This is a genomic window from Streptomyces sp. bgisy130 (assembly GCF_057708345.1).
In genome coordinates, this window is the sequence record NZ_JBYISA010000018.1 from 29324 (window position 1) to 46813 (window position 17490).

Sequence of the window (17490 nt, forward strand, 5' to 3'; positions counted from 1 at the left end):
CCGGAGTCCCGGCCCCGGTCAGTGGAGCCCAACCACAGCCCCCGCCTCCCCCGGCGATTTCCGGTGGCGCCCCCGCCGGCCCCGAGGCATGCTGTGGCCGTGCTGATCCGTGAGGCGACCGCGGCCGACTGGCCCGCCATCTGGCCCTTCTTCCACGCCATCGTGGCGGCCGGGGAGACCTATACCTATCCGCAGGACATGGACGAGGCGACGGCCCGCGAGAGCTGGCTGCTGACGCCGCCCGGCCGCACGGTCGTCGCCGTCGACGACTCCGGCACGGTCCTCGGTACGGCCAAGATGAACCCCAACCACATGGGCGGCGCCTCGCACATCGCCAGCGCCAGTTTCATGGTCGACCCGCAGTACGGCGGCCGCGGAGTCGGCCGGGCCCTGGGTGAACACGTCCTGGCCTGGGCCCGCGCTGAGGGCTACCGCGCGATGCAGTTCAACGCCGTAGTGGAGACCAACACCGGCGCCGTCGCGCTCTGGAAGTCGCTGGGCTTCCAGATCATGACGACTCTCCCCGAGGGCTTCCGGCACCCCACCAAGGGCTATGTGGGGCTGCACATCATGTATCAGCAGCTGTGAGGGCCGGCGGCCGCCTCCCGCGCCGCCCGCCGCCGTGCGCGCCGCCCACCGCCGCCCGCACCGCCCGCCGCCATCCGCGCCTCACGGCCAGAGCAGCTCCTGTGCCCAACGACCGCCCTCATAGCGGTAGTTGAGCCGTACGTGCCGACGCTGCGCATCGCCCTGGAAGAACTCGACCTCCTCGGGGCGCAGCACATACAGCGTCCAGCTCGGCACCGGGGCCTCGGGCTCGCGCCGGGCGCGCTCCCACGCCGCCTCCGAGGCGCGCGCCAGCTCCTCGGCCGAGCCGAGCACCTCGCTCTGCCGGCCGACCAGGGCCGCGGCCAGCGCGCCCGTCGAGCGGTGGTGCAGATCGGCCGCGCTCTCCTCGGGACCCGCCACGGTCACCGGCCCGCTGACCCGCACCTGGCGGCCGACCGCCGGCCAGTAGAACCCGAGCGCCGCCCGGGGCCGCACGGCCAGCTCGCGGCCCTTGCGGCTGCCGCGGTGCGAGGCGAAGTGCCAGCCGCGCGCATCGGCGTCGTGCAGCATCAGGGTCCGTACGGAGGGGGTGCCGGCCGCGTCCGCCGTGGCGAGCGTCATGGTGTGCGGCTCGGGAACACCGGCCTCGGCGGCCTCCCGCAGCCACTGCCGGAACAGCGGGAGCGGCTCGGCCGGGGCCGCCGCCGGGTCGAACGTCGGCAGTGCGACATCCCAGACCCGCAGCCCGCGCAGCAGCTCGCGGAACGCCTGGGCGTCCGCGTCCTCGGCATGGTGCGCCGGGGTGCCGGCGGGGCCGTCGTCCGGTAGGTCCTGGTGCGCGGGGTGATCGTTCATGTCAGGCAGCGTACGTCGGGCTTCCGGCGGCCGGAGGGTGTCCGGGAGCGGGAGCGTGCCCGGTGGCGGGAGCGTGCCCCGCGGCCGGAGCATGCCCGGTGGCCGCGGCCGGCGCCGGATGGTCCTTGAGGGTGATCGCGTTGGCGCCCCGCTGCACGTCCTCGGCGATCTTCTTCGCGACCAGGTTCTTCCATGGCATGTACGGCAGGATCCGCAGCATCAGATGCCGGAACCGGATCTGCCGCCGGGTGTCCGCCGTCATGTCCTTCGCGAACTTCTCGGCCAACGCGTGATTGACCGCGACATAGCCGCGTAGCTCGCTCTCGTAGCGCTCGAACGCCTCCTCCGGCCCGCGGCCGGCCACCGCCAGCTCCCCCGCCAGCACATACGCGCCGACCAGCGCCATCCCCGTGCCCTGTCCCGAGGCCGGTGAGGCGCAGTGCGCGGCGTCGCCGAGCAGCACCACCCGGCCGCGCGACCAGCGGTCCATCTCGATCAGCTGGAGCCCGTCGAAGTAGAAGTCGTCCGCCGCGCGGGCCGCTTCGAGCAGCCGGGGGATCTGCGTCCAGCCTTCGGACGGGCGGACGCCGACATCCTTGAACGCGGCGTCGAGCAGCGCCAGTTGCCGGTCGGGCTGCCGGGCGTAGGCCAGCCGCGGCGAGCGGAAGGTGAGCATGCCCTTGGCGGCCGGGTCTCCGGCCGAGCTGTAGACGCAGCTCAGCCTGCCGGGTACCGCGTGGTACAACTCCTCGCGGTCCAGAGCGAGTTCGTTCGGCAGCGAGAACGCGGAGATATACGCCCCGAGGTGCCGTACGAACTGCTCCTCGGGGCCGAAGGCCAGCCGCCGGACGTTCGAGTGCACTCCGTCCGCCCCGACAACGAGGTCGAAGCGGCGGGGCGCACCGCGCTCGAAGGTGACGTCCACGCCGCCGGTGCCGTCGGAGCCGCGACCGTGGCCGTGCTCGTCCGGCCGCTCGGTGAGGGACGTGATCGAGTCGCCGAAGACGTACTCGACGTCCGCCCGGGTGCGTTCGTAGAGGATGCGCGCCAGGTCGCCCCGCATGATCTCGTCGTCCCGGCCGACCCGGGCGCCGAAGATGGCGGCGGGGAGGGTGGCGATCCGCTTGCCGTCGTCGTTCACATACGCGCCGGTCCGCATGTCCGTACTGGCGCGCTGGATGTCCGCCAGGATTCCCATCCGTTCGGCGACCTCGACCGCCGCACCGCGGATATCGACCTTGTAGCCGCCGGTCCGCAGCTCGGGGGCGCGCTCGACGACGGTCACCGCGAAGCCGTAGCGGTGCAGCCAGTGGGCGAGCGCCGGACCGGCGATGCTCGCGCCGGAAATCAGCACGGTCCGGGGGCTGGTGCGAGGGGACGGCGAAACGGTGCCGGACATGGCGGGGTTCCCTTCGGGGTCGTGGTGCTCCTGCATGCACTGCGCCACGCGGCCGCGGCGCGCTCGGTCGTGGTGCGTTCGCCGACCGGCACCCCGAACTATACGAGCGTCTTAAACGCTTGTCTATGACGCTTGTATATGAAGCTACGGCGTCTGTTCAAGGTGGGCGCGAGAGGCGTTCGGGCCTGCTTCGCGCTCTAGGACACGCTCTGTCCTAGATGCTCCCTACCGTCGGTACGGGCAATGGCACTGCGAAGGAGCAGACGTTGAGCGAGATCAGCAGCAATCAGCCGTTCGGTACGCCGACTTGGATCGATCTCGGGGTCCCCGACCTCGACCGGGCGAAGGAGTTCTATCGCGCGCTGTTCGGCTGGGAGTACGAGGAGCGGTCGGCGGCGACCGGCCCCTACACCCTGTGTCTGCTGCGCGGCCGGCGGGTGGCGGCCCTGCGGCCCGTCTCCGCCGCGGACGTCGAGGGCGAGTCCTGGTGGCTGCCGTACCTCGCCACGGACGACTGCGACGCGGCGGTCAAGCGGAGCGTCGAGTGCGGCGGGACGGTGACGGTGCCGCCCGCGGACGTGGCGGGGCTGGCCCGTACGGCCGTCGTCACGGACCCCGTTGGTGCCCGCTTCGGGCTCTGGCAGGGACGTACGCTGCCGGGCTGTGAGCTGGTCAACGAGCCCAGCGCACTGATCCGCAACGACCTCGCGGCCCCGGACCCCGAGCCCGCCCGCCGCTTCTACGCCGCCGTCTTCGGCTTCATGCTCGACGGCAACGACGATCTCCCCGACTTCGACTTCACCTTCCTGCGGCGTCCCGACGGCCATGAGATCGGCGGCGTCTTCGGCGAACCCGCGGCCCCCGCCTCCCGCTGGCAGACCGTGTTCGAGGTGGCGGACACGGACGAAGTGGCGGCCCGCGCCGTCGCCGCCGGCGGCACGGCCGGCACCCCCGAGGACGCCCCGTACGCCCGCATGGCCGCGCTCACCGACCCCTTCGGCACGGCCTTCAGCATCGGCACCCGCCCGGCCGCAGACTGAGCAACGGCCGCGCTCCGGGACCCCCTCCGGCCCCGGCCCCGGGCCCGGCCCCGACCCCGGCCCCGGGTCCGCCCGCGAGTCCCCGCCGGGGCTCCCGCCGGGCCCCGGCCTCCCGAGGCCGCTGCGAGCCCCGCCTCACCCCCGCCCCAACACCACCGTCCCCGACGAACAGAACCAGCCGCCCGTGCCGGAGGCGACCGCGAGCTGGGGCAGCCGGCCGCCGGGTTTGTGTACCTGGCGGTCCGGGCCGGCCTCGCCGCGGAGCTGGCGTACCGCCTCGACCAGCAGGAACAGCCCCCGCATCCCGGGGTGGCAGGCGGCCAGCCCGCCGCCGTCGGTGTTGACCGGCAGCTCGCCGTCCCGCAGTAGCCGTCCCTTCCCGGCGAACGCGCCACCCTCGCCCTTGGCGCAGAAGCCCAGGTCCTCCAGCGTCACCAGGGTCATATAGGTGAAGGCGTCGTAGATCTCGGCGAGGTCGATATCGGCGGGGCGGACCCCGGCGCGGTCGAAGGCCAGCCGGCCGGAGACCGCCGCGGGGGAGACGGTGAAGTCGTCCCACTCCGACATGGTGGTGTGGGACACCGCGGTGCCCGAACCGAGCACCCATACCGGGGGTTTGGCCAGGTCGGGGACGTAGTCCTCGGCGACGAGCAGGACCGCGCAGCCGCCGTCGGAGCGGATGCAGCAGTGCAGTTTGGTGAACGGGTCGGCGATCAACGGTCCGTCCAGCACGTCGTCGACGGTGATCGGGTCGCGGTACAGGGCGTCCGGATTCGTCGCCGCGTTGGCGCGTGCCTGCACCGCGACCTGGGCCAACTGCTCCAGGGTGGTGCCGTATTGGTGCATATGGCGGCGGGCGGCCATGGCGTATTTGGCGATCAGGGTGTGCCCGTAGGGGACCTCGAACTGGAGCGGGCCACGGGCGCCGAAGGACAGGTTCGCGGTGCGCCGCCCGGCCCTGATGTCGGCGCGGGCGGTGGAGCCGTAGACCAGGAGTACCGCGTTGGCATGGCCGGCGGCGATCGCGTCGGCGGCGTGCGCGGCGAGCACTTCCCAGGTGGCGCCGCCCACCGACGTCGAGTCGACCCAGGTGGGGTGCAGCCCCAGGTACTCGGCGACCTCGACGGGCGCGAGGGTGCCCAGCCCTGCCGAGGCGAAGCCGTCGATCACCGAACGGTCCAGCCCGCTGTCGGCGAGTGCCCGGCGGGCGGCCTGGGCGTGCAGGGCGTACGGGGTGGCCCGGTCCACGCGTCCGCAGTCGGACAGGGCGACTCCGGCGACGGCGACCTTGCGATTCCCGTAAGTGGTCCCTGAGGTCATGAATCTGACGGTACATCAGATCTGGCGGGGCGGGCAGGGTGCGGGATGCCGCTCCGGAGGTCCCGCCGCACCGCCGCGCCGCCGTGGCCCCGCCGCCCTCAGAGGCCGACTTAAAGCGATTATCCGAGAATCGGAGCTTTGTCGTGGCCTTCAAATGACTTCCGGGGGACGGTATTCTCACATCGCTTTGTGCATTTCACCGGCCGGTTCCCGGCCGGCTGACTGCTCGCTGTTTGCCCATGCGGCGGAGCAGACATTTCCGTGTGCGGGACGAAGAACGTTCCCGCCTGCCTAAGGGAGTGTCATGTTCGCCTTTACTCCACACATTTCGACGCCCGCACCGGCGCGAAGTCCCGGATTGCGTGCCGCATTTGTGGCGGGCGCGGTGATTCCGGTGGGTGTGCTACCCCAGGGAATTACCCTTTCGCCGGACGGTGCCCGCGCCTATGTCGCCAACCGGGGCTCGGACACGGTCAGCGTGATCGACACCGTCACCGACACCGTCACGGCCACCATTCCCACGGGGGCCGGTCCCGACTTCGTGGCCCTCAGCCCGGACGGCACTCGCGGATATGTGACCGTCGCCGACGCCGGTCTCGTCAGCGTGCTCGACACCGCCACGAACGCCCTCGTCGCGGACATCCCCGTAGGGGCGGGACCAACGATGGCGGCGGTCACCCCGGACGGCACCCGCGTCTACGTGACACAGCAGGCCGGCACCACGGTGAGCGTGATCGACACGGCCACCAACACCGTCACCGACACGGTCCCCGTCGGGGCCGGGGGGACCGGCGTAGTCATCACGCCGGACGGGACCCGTGCCTACGTGGCGTGCTTCTCGGGCAGCGTCAGAGTGATCGATACCGCCACGAACACCGTCACGACGACGATTACGGCCGGCGATGTCCCCATCCTGCTGGCGCTCACCCCCGATGGGGCCCGCGTCTATGTCACCAATGCCGGCAGCTCCACGGTGAGTGTGGTCGACACCGCCACCAACACCGTCATCGACACCATCGGGGTCAGCGCCCAGCCGCGCTTCCTGGCGGTGACCCCGGACAACGCCCATGTCCTGGTGGCGAATTCGCTCCCGGACACGGTGAGCGTGATCGACACCGCCACCCATACCGCCGTCGAGAACGTCGGGGTGGGCGCCGGCCCGTCCGGCCTCGTCATCCACCCCGACGGGACGCACGCCTACGTCGTCAACTCCGAGGCCGGCACCGTCAGCGTGCTCGCGACGACCGTGCTGCCCGACCAGGGGTCCACAGCGGGCGGTGCGACCGTGACGGTGACCGGGCACCACCTGGCCAACGCCACCGCCGTGCGCTTCGGTACCGTGCAGGCCGGCATCACCGCCAATACGGATACCTCGCTGACCGTCACCGAGCCCGCCGGATCGGGTGCCGTCCCCGTGACGGTCACCACCGCGGGCGGCACCGGCACCCTCGGCACCTTCTACTACACGCCGCTGCCCGCCCTCACCGGCATCAGCCCCGACTCGGGGCCGGTCGCCGGCAGCGACGACGAGATCACCCTCACCGGCCGCAACCTCGCCGGGGCGATCGATGTGTACTTCGGCACCAGCCGTGCCGTGATCCAGAGTGTCTCCGACACCGAGATCACCGTCCGGGCCAGCACGGCCCCGGGGCCCGGCGGCGTCCCCGTCACCGTGCGCACCGCCGGCGGCAGCGTCCAGGGCCTGACCTACACCTACGTCGGTTCCTCCACCGTCACCGACATCAGCCCCAATTCGGGGCCGACCTCGGGCGGCACCGTCGTCACGATCACCGGCACCGGCCTGTCCTACACCGAGCAGGTCACCTTCAACGGCATCCCGGCGCCCTTCGAGATCGTCTCCGACACCACCGTGTCCGCCACGTCCCCGCCCAGCGGCGCCGCCGGCACCGTCCCGGTCACGGTCACCGGCCCCGTTGACAGCCCCACCGGATCGTTCACCTACATCGGCGGTCCCGGCATCTGATCCGCCGGACGGGCCGCACGGCCCGGCCGGGCGGACCCCTACGGGCCGCGCGGCACCGGCACACCGAGTTTCCGGCCGACCGGAATCCCGGCCGACGGGCCGGGCCGGAGTCGCGGGGCCCTGCCGTCCACGCGAGCGCCGACCGGGAATGAGAGCACCTCACGGCAGCGCGTCAGAGCAATTCCCTTCCAGTCCCAGAGGAGAAAACTGTGCGTCCCTTCAAGCAGATCGTGCTGAGCGCGGCCACCGGAATGTCGGCCCTCCTTTTCTGCGCACCCGCGGCCTCCGCGGCCGGCGGCGCAGGCGCCGATTCCTTTCCCCCGCACGAGGAGACCTTTCAGCTGGTCGCCAAGCAGACCCAGGGCACGTTCGTCGATGTGGACGGATCGGGCGGGCCCAGCCAGGGCGATGAATTCGTCATCAGCGGGAACCTGTTGCGCGCCGGCATCCCGGTCGGCACCTACAGCGAGATCTGCACGCTGACCCGGACCGCTCCGGGCGATGAGTTCGACCTCCAGTGCGCGCCCGTACTCGCGCTCCCCCTGGGGCAGATCACCGCGCAGGGCCGGTTCACCGTCACCTCCGCCGGCCCCGGCGACATCGACCTCGCGATCACCGGCGGCACCGGGCGTTTCCGCACGGCCCACGGCAACATCCACGCCGTCAACGTCAGTGACACCGAGACCAACCTCACCGTTCACCTCATCCGCTGACCGGCGGCGAGCCAGGCGAGCCGGGCCACGGTGACGCGGCCCGGCTCCGCCCTGCGCCCCGGCGTCCCAGGCCCCCGGCCCCGACGACTTTGCGAACCCGGCCTAGGAAAGTGCACCCCCCGTCCCTACTATGACGGCCCGTCAGATCTGAAGCGGGGGGCCCGTCGGACCGGACGGGCGTTGTCGCACGGCCGGGAGGAGCCCGCCGATGGATGCCGCGTTCACCGAGGAGCAGCACGAAATCCGCCGTACGCTGCGCGAACTGCTGCTCAAGCGCTGCGGTCCGGACGAGGTCAAGGCGGCGGTACGCACCCCACCGGGGTACGACACCGAGCTGTGGCAGCAGCTCGCCGGCCGGCTCGGTCTGCCCGGTCTGGCGCTGCCCACGGCGTACGGAGGGGTGGGCTGCGGGCCCACCGAACTCGCCCTGGCCTGCGAGGAGACCGGCCGTGTCGTCCTTCCCGCACCGCTGATCGCGACCGCCGCGCTGGCCGCCCCGCTCCTCCTCGCGCTGGGCAGCGAGCGCCAGCGCACCGCCCTGCTCCCGGCCCTCGCCGCCGGGGAACTGACCGCGACGCTGGTCGTGCCCGGCGGACAGCTCGCCACCGCACTGGCGCTGACCGGGCCGAACGACGGCGCCTGGGCGGGTGGCGGCCGGGCCGGCGGCATCCAGGCGCGGAGAGTGCCGGAGGAGGAGGCGGCGGCCCCGTCGCGGAACGGCGGGCGGCCGGTGGGCGGCGGCTGGCGGCTGTACGGCGAGGCAAGCCAGGTGCTCAACGGGCACACCGCGGAGGTGCTCGTGGTGGCCGCGCACACCGGTGGCTTCGCGCGGAGCCGCACCCTGCTCTTTCTCGTACGGGCGGCGGACGAGGGCGGGGCCCGGCCCGGCGCGGGGTCCGGGGTGCCCGGTCTGCTGCGGACCCGGCAGACCGCCATGGACGAGACCCGGCCGCAGGCCCGCCTCGAACTGCGCGAGGTACCGGCCGAGTTGCTGGGCGAGGGGGACGGCGACGCGGCGGCGGTGGCCCAAGCGCTCGCCGCGACGGGGCCGGTGGCGGCCGCGGCACTGGCGGCCGAGGCGGTGGGCGCGGCCGATACGGCGCTGGCCCGTACCGTCGCCCACGTACAGCAGCGGGTGCAGTTCGGCCGGCCCATCGGCTCCTTCCAGGCGGTGCAGCACCGGCTCGCCGATCTGTATGTGGCGCTCCAGGCGGCCCGCTCGGCGGCGTACTACGCGGCCTGGTCGGCGGGCGGCGGACGGTCCGCGCCCGAGAGCGCCGGCGCCGCCGGGCCCGGCGTGGGGGCGCTGGCGCTCGCCCAGGCGCTGGAGGCCCTGCGGGCGGTGGCGGCCGAGGCGGTGCAGCTGCACGGCGGTATCGGCTTCACCTGGGAACACGAGGCGCAGCTGTACTTCAAGCGGGCGGCCTGCGACGAACTGCTGCTGGGGCCCGTGCACCGGCTCCGGGCGCGGGCCGCCGAGGAGGCGGGGCTGTTCCCGGACGGGGCGGGGGAGCCGGACGGGGCGCCGGCCCCGGGCCGGGCGCCGGAGGCGGTGGAGGTCTGATGCGCCCGGGTGAGCGGTTGCTCATGAAGGTCTCCGCGACCCGTGCGTTCGCCCGGACCGCGCCGTACGTCATCCCCGCGCTGGACCGCGCGATACACCGGCTGACCCGCGGAAAGGTGCTGCTCAGCGCCCGGATGCTGCCCGGAGTGGTGCTGACCGCGACCGGTGCCAGGAGCGGGCTTCCGCGGCGTACCCCGCTGGCGTGCGTACCGGAGGAAGACGGCGGCTGGCTGCTGGTCGGCAGCAATTTCGGGCGGCCGGGGCATCCGGCCTGGACCGGGAATCTGCTCAAGAATCCGGAGGCCGAGGTGAGTTGGCGGGGCCGGGACATACCGGTGCGGGCCCGGTTGCTGTCCGGTGAGGAGCGGGCGCGGGCCTGGCGGGCGGCGCTGGCGCTCTGGCCTCCGTACGCGGCGTATCAGGCGCGGGTGACGCGGGAGATCCGGCTGTTCCGGCTGGAGCGGCGCTGACCGGAGCGGGGCGCAGTGCGGCGGCCGGTGGGCCGCCCACGCGCAGCGGGCGCCGTGCCGAACCCCTAGGGGCCGCGCGGCGCCCGCTGCGTGTGGTGTACAGCTATGGCAGGACGGACACAGGACCGATGGCGAACCGTCCCGGGGGCACCGGGACTTCGAGGCGCGGCGGCTTCTCCGGCCGCTTCCCCGACTGCTATCGCGGTGGCTTCGTTATTTGGTCGGCTTCTTTCCGGTGACACCGAGGTGCACCAGCAGCGCCAGATTCGGCTTGAGCTCGGCCTGTTTGACGCCCCAGCTCTGGAAGCCCTTCTGGTGGGCGGCGACCGCCGCCAGCATGGCGACCATCGAGCCGGCGATGGCGGCCGGGCTCACGTCCTTGTCGACCTTGTTCTTGCTCTGAAGGTCCTTGATGGAGTCCGTAAGGGAGTTGGTGACGGCATTCAGGATCTTCATGCGGATCTTGTAGAAACGCTTGTCGCCTTCGGCCGCGCCCAGGTCGACGACGCGCAGAATCGCGTCGTGCTTGCGCCAGAAGGAGAGAAAGCCCTCGACCAGATCTTCCGCGGCCTGCCAGGCGGATTTGCCCACCCAGGAGCGTCCGGCGACAAGATCGGTCAGAGTGGCGCCTTCTTTGGCCATCTCCTCGGCGATTTCGAGGACGGCGCCCTCGACGTCCGGGAAGTACTGATAGAACGTTGCGGGTGAAGTCCCCGCTTTTCGGGCTACATCGATGACCTTGACGTCCCGATAGGGGGACGAACTGAGCATTTCACTGAGGCAGTCGAGAAGCTTTTGCCGCGTCGCCTGTCCGCGGCGGCCGGCAACTCTGCCGTCGACGGTTCGAACTTGTCCTGTCATGCCGTCAGCTTACCGAGGGGTGATCGGAGCGCGATTTGGCTGCCTGCAAATGGGGATGGGGGAGTTAAGGGTGCATGGCCCCGGGGAGTGCCTTGGTTACGGGCCCGGCCGCGGTCACGGCTCGTATGGCACCGCTTGGTCCGAACCAGTGAACAGTGTTATCAACAGCCTGTGGACAACTTTGGTGGATAAGCGGTCACCCTCCGTGCGGCAAGTGCATGCCGACGACCGCCGGTTGGGCCTCACGGCCTCTCTTCCGCCGGTCCGGCCGCCCCCTTCCGGCACCGCCGGATTCGATTCCCCGTTCGAATTCCTGCCGGGCGGACTACGCGAACCGGCGCTAGCTTGGACATATGGCCGCCGTGGCAGCGGGGGTTTTCTGCTGCCCGTGCAGCAATCAAGGCGCCACGCCCGGCGCGCTGGCGCCGAAATGACCTTCGAACGCGCAGAATTGGGGCCTGGGGCGGCAAGCGACGACGGGGAGGGCAGGGCCGGTGGGGGATGGGTGCGTGCGGCCGGTGGAACGGCATGGATCCGGCCGCCGCGGCCACCGGATGCGCCGAGGGGTCAACCAATTTCCTCATGTGCGCGTCAAACGGGGTGGTGAACGTCCAGAGAGTTGGCGGTGCCCCGCGCAGGGGACCCGGAACCGATCGGTAACCCTGTGGTCAATCGCCCGTCGGCGGACGTATCGGAGCACGTCAGGCGGGGTGGGGTGACATCGGGTAACGGGACCGGAGCGGGTTGGGGGAGGGATGCCGTGACACGGCGGACAGGCCCCGGGTTCGCAACCGTCGGCTCGGCCAGGAAGAATCAGCACGCGTACGGCCGTGCACGGGGCAGTGGCTCTCGGCGGCTCGTGGCTTTTGAGAGTCTCTTTTTCGCCCCACGGGGAGGTGGCAGGTAAGTGGTGGAGCAGCTGAAGCAGCTGACGCAGCACGATCCCCGGCGGATCGGCCCGTTCGAGGTGCTCGGTCGTCTCGGGGCCGGCGGCATGGGCTTGGTCTATCTCGCGCGCTCGGCGTCCGGGCGGCGCGTGGCGATCAAGACGGTGCGTACCGAGCTCGCCGAGGACCAGCTGTTCCGGGTCCGCTTCACCCGCGAGGTCGAGGCGGCCCGCGCGGTCAGCGGCTTCTACACGGCCGCGGTGGTGGACGCCGATCCGCGCGCGGCGGTGCCCTGGCTCGCGACGGCCTATGTCCCCGCGCCCTCCCTCGAGGAAATAGTCAATGAGTGCGGGCCGCTCCCGGCCCAGGCGGTGCGCTGGCTGGCGGCCGGGATCGCCGAGGCGCTTCAGTCCATCCACGGCGCGGGCCTGGTGCACCGCGACCTGAAGCCGTCGAATGTGCTGGTCGTCGAGGACGGCCCGCGGGTGATCGACTTCGGTATCGCCTCCGGGGTGTCCAACACCCGGCTGACGATGACCAATGTGGCCGTCGGCACGCCCGCCTACATGTCGCCCGAGCAGGCCCGGGATTCACGCAGTGTCACGGGCGCCAGCGATGTCTTCTCCCTCGGGTCGACGCTGGTCTTCGCCGCCACCGGGCATGCGCCGTTCCATGGCGCCAACCCCGTCGAGACCGTCTTCATGCTGCTGCGCGAGGGCCCCGACCTGGCGGGCCTGCCGGACGAACTCCGTCCGCTCATGGAGTCCTGTATGCAGATGGAGGCCGGCCAGCGGCCGTCCCCCGCCGATCTCCAGTCCCAGCTCGCGCCGCACCTCTTCGGCTCCGGCAGCGACGACAGCGGTACCGCCTCGGCCTGGCTGCCGCCCGGCGCGGTGGGCCTCATCGAGAGCCGGCGCGGCGGCCGCACCACCGTACCCGCCAACGGACAGCGGGCCGGTTCCGGCCGCGGTGCCGGCCGCCCGGCGCCCGCCGCGCCGCCGGCCCCGCCCGTGTCACCCCCGATGCCCGCCGCGCAGCCCGTCCACGCGCCGCCGCGGCCGGCGAGCGTCCCCGCCGCCGCGGAATCCGGCTGGCCCGGCCAGATCGGCGCGGGCCCCGGCGCGCACCGCGGCAGCGATCCGCGCGGTGGCCATCCGGGCCCGATGCCGCAGCCCGCGGTACTCGGCCCGGACGCCTCGACGGCCCGGGTGACCCCGGTCTCCGCGCCGCCGCCGGCCGCCCCGTCCCCCGCCGCCGCGCTGTCCTCCGCACCGCCCGCCCCGTCGGCCGCCCCCGGGGACGGCGCCGCCGGTCCCGTACAACTCGGTGGCTCGCCCGCCCCCATAGGGCCGGGGCCGCGCGCCGATGCTCCGCCGCCGCGCGCGCAGGCCGGTGCCGCGACGAACTGGGTACGGCCGCCCGGCGCCGGACCCACGACCGGGGTGCCCCCGCAGGGGCCGGCCAACGGCGGGGAGAGCCCGGCCCGCAACGAGGCCGCGCCGCCCCCGCCGCCCGAGGCGCCGCCCGAGCCGGGCCGCTGGCGCCCCTGGCGGTTCCGGATGTCGAACGATGTGTGGGGCACCCCCGCCGTCGCCGACGACCTGCTCTATGTCACCTCCTTCGAGGTGCATGCGCTCGATGTGGCCAGCGGACGCCGCAAGTTCAAGACCCGTGACGTCGCCTGGGCGATGGCCGTCGCGGAGGGCCGGATCCATGCCTCGGACGGCCCGAGCCTGTACGCGCTGGACGCCGACGACGGCACCGAGCGCTGGCGGCTGAACACCGAGGGCTGGGTCTACGCCCTCAAGGTCGACCGCGGGACCGTCGTCACCAGCACCCGAGGCGGCGGCGTCCAGGCATGGGAGGCCGCCAACGGCGAGCTGCTGTGGGAGACCGGCGGCGTCCAGACCGACTTCGAGACCGCCGAGGCCGGGCCCGTGGTGCACGAGGGCACGGTCTTCGTGTGGGCCGACGCCCGGCTCAAGGCACTGGAGGCCCGGACCGGCGCCGAGCGCTGGTCGTATCCGGTGGGCGACGCCGCGGCCTGCGGCGGGGTGCCGATGCGGCTGCTGCCGGCGTCGGACGGTGCGGTCTATGTCGTGGCCGGTACCCGGGTGCTGGCGATCGACATCGCCCGCGGCGATGTGCGCTGGCACTTCGAGGCGCCCGCGGTGTTCCTGAGCCCGCCCGCCTTCGCCCCCGGCCCGGCCGTCACCGGCGGCGGGGTCTATCTGGCGGACTACCTCGGCACGGTCTACGCGCTGGACCCGGCGGACGGCCGCGACCGCTGGCGGATCGCCACCGAGGCACGGCAGTCCACCGAACCGGTCCTGGTCGCACACGGTGCGGTCCATCTGGGCAGCGGCAAGGCGCTCTACACCCTCGACGCGGTGACCGGCACCCCGCGCTGGCGGTTCCAGGCCGGCGCGGAGGTCATCGGCGCCCCGGTCGTCGCCGAGGGCCGGGTGCACTTCGGCTCCGCCGACCACTGCCTCTACACGCTCGATGCGATGGGCGGCCAGCTGCGCTGGAAGCTGGAGACCGGCGGCGAGATCACCGGCTCGCCGGTGGCGGTCGGCGGTGTGGTGTACGCGTGCAGCAAGGACCGTTGTGTGTACGCGCTGGACGCGGCCAAGGGGACGGGGCTGGCGCGGAGGTCGTGAGGCGGGGCCGCGGGTTGGTTTCCGTAGGGGACGGACGGGCTACGCGCCGCCTCCCGTAGGGGACGGGCCGGTCACCTAGGGGGTGGCCGTCGTCCAAGGGGCGGGCCGGTCGTCGCCCCCGTATCTGCCCGTGGGCCTACTCCCGTTCCTCCGGGGGGTGTTCACGCCGTTCGGGCTGTTCGGGCGGCTCGGGTTGCTCCGCCTGGGTGGGGCGTGGTGGACGGTGTTCCCTGCCCCACTCCACCGGTGGTGTGGGCGGCTGCTGATGGCCGGGCCGGGACGGCGGGGGCGGAGGGGGCGGAGACCGCTGTGGTTGGGGCTGCTGCGGGGGCGGTTGCTGCGGCTGTTGTTGTGCTTGCGTCCACTGTTGCTGTTGCTGTTGCTGTTGCTGCGGGGGCGGTGGTGGGGGCGGGGTGACCGGCAGGGGAGTGGTGGGGGTGTCCTCTCCCTGCCCGTACGGGCCGCCTCCGGGGCCCGCCGGGGGTCCGGCGGCGGGGCCGGGGCCGGTCGGGTACGGCTCCGGATTCCACTCCTCGGCCCCCGGGCGGCCCGCGTCCCACGGTTCGGGCGTCCCCGGGGGATAGGGCGTGTACGGGTCGTAGGGTGCGCGTTCGTCGTAGCGCTCGTCGTGCGGATAGCGGCCGTAGCGGCCGTCGTCGTACGGCCGGTCGTCGTAGTCCGAGCCGTAGACCCGGCTGGGGCGGCCGCGCATGATCAGGGCGCCGAGCAGCAGCAGCGCCCCGCCGCCCAGGGCGTTGGCGACGCCCACCCCCAGGCCCCGGGCGCCGGCCGTCAGTTCGCTCGCGGCCTGGCCCTGGCGGACCATCCACAGAATCGTGAAGCCCAGCACCACCAGGCCCGCGAGGGCGACCAGTCCCCGGGAGCGCAGGGCGACACCGATCAGGGTCAGCAGGGCGGCGAACGCCATGGGGAGGAGGACGGAGCCGAAGAGCGCGGCGCTGTTGCGGGTGACCCCGTTGAAGAGGTCCTCGATCCGCACGTCGCTGCCGTGACGGCCGTCGTACCAGGGACGGAAGGGGCTCCAGACGGCGGCCGCCGCTCCGGCGAGGGCGATCAGCGACCCGAAAACGTTGCGCACCACGGGCGTCGCCTCGCTTCGGGTCGTCCGGTCATCCTCCGGGACCGACGCTACGCCTGCGCCCTGGTACTCGCGAGACAAGTACGCCCGCCCGCGTTGCCGGGGCCCGTAAGGGGTGTCACCCGCGCTTGCTAGGGTGCCGTGCACGCGTCAATTGAAGAGTGATGAGCTCAGAGTTTTCACGGGGGATGGGCAGTATGAAGCAGCGCATGCGCAGGGGCACGGGCACCTACGGGGGCGCCCGTACGGGTATCAGGGCAGCGGTCGCGGCCGGACTGGCGCTGGTGACGGTGGCCACGGTGAGCGGCTGTGCCTTCGGCCGGCCCCGGGTGAAGGTGCCGGTCTCCTTCCCGAGCCCCACCTACTCCAGCTCGTACGACGCGTCCGCGTCCTCGTCGTACGAGCCCACCTACTCGCCCTCGCCGACCCAGGAGACCTACGACCCGGACGGGCGGTCGGATGTCCGGGGCAGCGGCTGCGACTTCTCCGATTCGCTGCGCCAGTTCACCTACACGGTCTCCATCACCAACCCGTCCATGAACGACTCCTTCTCCTACGACATGGCCGTCAACTGGATGAAGGCGAAGCCGGCCGACGGCAAGGCGTACGGGCTGCACGAGCGCTCGATCACCGTCGGTCCCGGGGACACCGAGACGTACACCGCCAAGTACACCGTCAATCAGTCCTCCATCGGGCAGTTCTGGTTCACCTGCGAGATCACCCGGGCGCACAAGACCCGTATGTGACGCACCGGACCCGTAGGTGCGGGGTCACCTGACCAAGGGGGCGCCGCTCCGTCCGCCGTCCTGCCCGCCGTCCTGGTTGCCGGGCCGGCCGTCGCGCCGCTTCCGGTCGGCGAACAGTCCGGCCTGGCGGTCCGGGGGCAGATTTCCCAGCGCGATCAGCTGGGGGGCGTGCGCCAGGGCCTGCGTTCTGGCCGCCTCCTTGGCCGTCCACAGGGCGCGTACCGTGCCCTGGACCGCCCCGGTCGGCTGGGCGGCGAGCACGGCCGCGCGGCGCAGCGCCACCTCGGCCGCGGCGCCGGGTGCGGTCAGTTCGGAGACCAGACCGATCTCGTACGCCCGGGACGCGCCCAGCCGCTCCGCCGTCCCCATCAGGGCCAGCCGGGCGGCCTCCCCGTAGGGCATCCGCTGCGCCATGAAGACCGATTCGTAGGCGCTGACCATCCCGTAGGTGGTGTGCGGGTCGAAGAAGGTGGCGTTCTCGGCGGCGATGAGGAACTCGGCCTCGCCCAGGAGGTAGAACGCGCCGCCGCAGGCCATGCCCTCGACGGCGGCGATGACCGGCTTCCACAGGTCGTTGGCCTTCGGGCCGATGTGGAGCAGCGGATCGTCGACGGAGTAGGGGGAGGACGGCTGGGGGACGTCGACGGAGCGGTCGATGCCGGTGCAGAAGGCCCGGCCGCCGGCGCCGGTGAGCACGGCGGCCCGTACGGAATCGTCGAAGCGCAACTCCTGCCAGATTGCGGTGAGTTCGGCGGCCGTGGCGAGATCGATGGCGTTGTGCCGCTCGGGCCGGTCGAGGGTGATCAGCGCGACCCCGTCCGCGCGCTCCGTGCGGACCGTCATGGCCGCTCCAGGAGCCAGCGGGGTACGGTCACGCCTCCTGGCATGGTGTGGAAGACGGCCTTCACCGGGGCGCCGATACGCAGCCGGGCCGGGTCGACGGAGTTCAGCGGGGCGTCGGCGGCGGTGACGAGGTTGCCGACGAGGCGGATGCCCGGGGCCTCGGCCAGCTCCACGATGATCGCGTTGTAGCCCGGCTGTTCGGCGTACGCGGGCAGCAGCGGCGGGTGCGGCAGGACGAAGGACCAGATACGGCCGCGGCCGCTCATCCGCCGCCAGCGGGCGGCGAAGGACCGGCAGTGCGGGCAGCAGGGCCGGGGCGGGAAGCGCAGGGTGTCGCAGTCGGCGCAGGTCTGGATGCGGAGTTCGCCCCGGGCGGCGTACTCCCAGAAGGGGGCGCCGTCGTCGTCCGGGACGGGAAGCAGCCGGCCGGCGCCGCTGTCGGAGCGATTGTCAGTGGCGGGTGTCACGCTCGGTGACATGGCATCACGAACGGACTC

The 17490-nt window shown here is 72.6% G+C and carries 15 protein-coding genes; 8 read left to right on the top strand and 7 right to left on the bottom strand.

The features are described 5' to 3' along the window. Positions 1–99: 99 nt before the first annotated feature. Positions 100–588 (top strand): GNAT family N-acetyltransferase, encoded by a 489-nt coding sequence (locus AC3EUV_RS22605; RefSeq protein ID WP_432143016.1) that lies wholly within the window; start codon positions 100–102, stop codon positions 586–588. Between the two features lie 81 nt (positions 589–669). On the opposite strand, the gene AC3EUV_RS22610 is transcribed toward AC3EUV_RS22605, so the two are convergent. Then, positions 670–1404: a pyridoxine/pyridoxamine 5'-phosphate oxidase gene (locus AC3EUV_RS22610; protein ID WP_432143017.1), complete on the bottom strand. Its 735-nt coding sequence runs from the start codon at positions 1402–1404 to the stop codon at positions 670–672. A gap of 1 nt (position 1405) precedes the next feature. Further along, entirely contained in the window at positions 1406–2803 is a 1398-nt protein-coding gene (locus AC3EUV_RS22615) for an FAD-dependent monooxygenase (RefSeq protein ID WP_435603733.1), read from the bottom strand. 266 nt (positions 2804–3069) lie between these two features. Here AC3EUV_RS22615 and AC3EUV_RS22620 point away from each other — a divergent pair, with 266 nt between their 5' ends. Beyond that, positions 3070–3843: a VOC family protein gene (locus tag AC3EUV_RS22620; RefSeq protein ID WP_432143020.1), complete on the top strand. Its 774-nt coding sequence runs from the start codon at positions 3070–3072 to the stop codon at positions 3841–3843. 135 nt (positions 3844–3978) lie between these two features. Here the strand turns inward: AC3EUV_RS22620 and AC3EUV_RS22625 are convergent, their stop codons facing one another. After that, positions 3979–5163, bottom strand: a complete 1185-nt coding sequence (locus AC3EUV_RS22625) for a thiolase C-terminal domain-containing protein (RefSeq protein WP_435603734.1) — start codon at positions 5161–5163, stop codon at positions 3979–3981. A 394-nt stretch (positions 5164–5557) separates the two neighbouring features. Between AC3EUV_RS22625 and AC3EUV_RS22630 the strand changes: the two genes are divergently transcribed. From AC3EUV_RS22630 to AC3EUV_RS22645, 4 genes are all read left to right on the top strand, one after another. Further along, a complete protein-coding gene (locus AC3EUV_RS22630; protein ID WP_435603735.1) occupies positions 5558–7147 on the top strand; it encodes an IPT/TIG domain-containing protein in 1590 nt (529 codons plus the stop codon). 209 nt (positions 7148–7356) lie between these two features. Continuing rightward, on the top strand, positions 7357–7860 hold the full coding sequence (locus AC3EUV_RS22635) for an allene oxide cyclase barrel-like domain-containing protein (protein WP_432143023.1): 504 nt from the start codon (positions 7357–7359) through the stop codon (positions 7858–7860). 208 nt (positions 7861–8068) lie between these two features. Then, complete coding sequence (locus AC3EUV_RS22640) at positions 8069–9424, top strand: acyl-CoA dehydrogenase family protein (protein ID WP_435603736.1); 1356 nt, start codon at positions 8069–8071, stop codon at positions 9422–9424. Further along, positions 9424–9894: a nitroreductase family deazaflavin-dependent oxidoreductase gene (locus AC3EUV_RS22645; RefSeq protein ID WP_432143025.1), complete on the top strand. Its 471-nt coding sequence runs from the start codon at positions 9424–9426 to the stop codon at positions 9892–9894. The genes AC3EUV_RS22640 and AC3EUV_RS22645 overlap by 1 nt, the downstream gene beginning before the upstream one ends. Positions 9895–10107: 213 nt before the next feature. On the opposite strand, the gene AC3EUV_RS22650 is transcribed toward AC3EUV_RS22645, so the two are convergent. Further along, positions 10108–10755, bottom strand: coding sequence for a TetR family transcriptional regulator (locus tag AC3EUV_RS22650; protein WP_042156052.1), 648 nt, complete (start codon positions 10753–10755; stop codon positions 10108–10110). A 907-nt stretch (positions 10756–11662) separates the two neighbouring features. Between AC3EUV_RS22650 and afsK the strand changes: the two genes are divergently transcribed. Continuing rightward, a complete protein-coding gene (gene afsK, locus AC3EUV_RS22655; RefSeq protein ID WP_435603737.1) occupies positions 11663–14305 on the top strand; it encodes a protein serine/threonine kinase AfsK in 2643 nt (880 codons plus the stop codon). A gap of 136 nt (positions 14306–14441) precedes the next feature. Here afsK and AC3EUV_RS22660 read toward each other — a convergent pair whose 3' ends face one another. Continuing rightward, entirely contained in the window at positions 14442–15407 is a 966-nt protein-coding gene (locus AC3EUV_RS22660; protein ID WP_435603738.1) for a hypothetical protein, read from the bottom strand. 206 nt (positions 15408–15613) lie between these two features. Here AC3EUV_RS22660 and AC3EUV_RS22665 point away from each other — a divergent pair, with 206 nt between their 5' ends. Further along, the gene (locus tag AC3EUV_RS22665; RefSeq protein WP_432143028.1) at positions 15614–16150 is read left to right on the top strand and encodes a hypothetical protein; all 537 of its coding nucleotides are present in this window, start codon (positions 15614–15616) and stop codon (positions 16148–16150) included. A gap of 24 nt (positions 16151–16174) precedes the next feature. On the opposite strand, the gene AC3EUV_RS22670 is transcribed toward AC3EUV_RS22665, so the two are convergent. Beyond that, positions 16175–16993 (bottom strand): enoyl-CoA hydratase/isomerase family protein, encoded by an 819-nt coding sequence (locus tag AC3EUV_RS22670; RefSeq protein WP_435603739.1) that lies wholly within the window; start codon positions 16991–16993, stop codon positions 16175–16177. Beyond that, positions 16990–17472, bottom strand: coding sequence for a Zn-ribbon domain-containing OB-fold protein (locus AC3EUV_RS22675; RefSeq protein WP_432143030.1), 483 nt, complete (start codon positions 17470–17472; stop codon positions 16990–16992). Before AC3EUV_RS22675 ends, AC3EUV_RS22670 begins: the two co-directional genes overlap by 4 nt. Positions 17473–17490 lie beyond the last annotated feature (18 nt).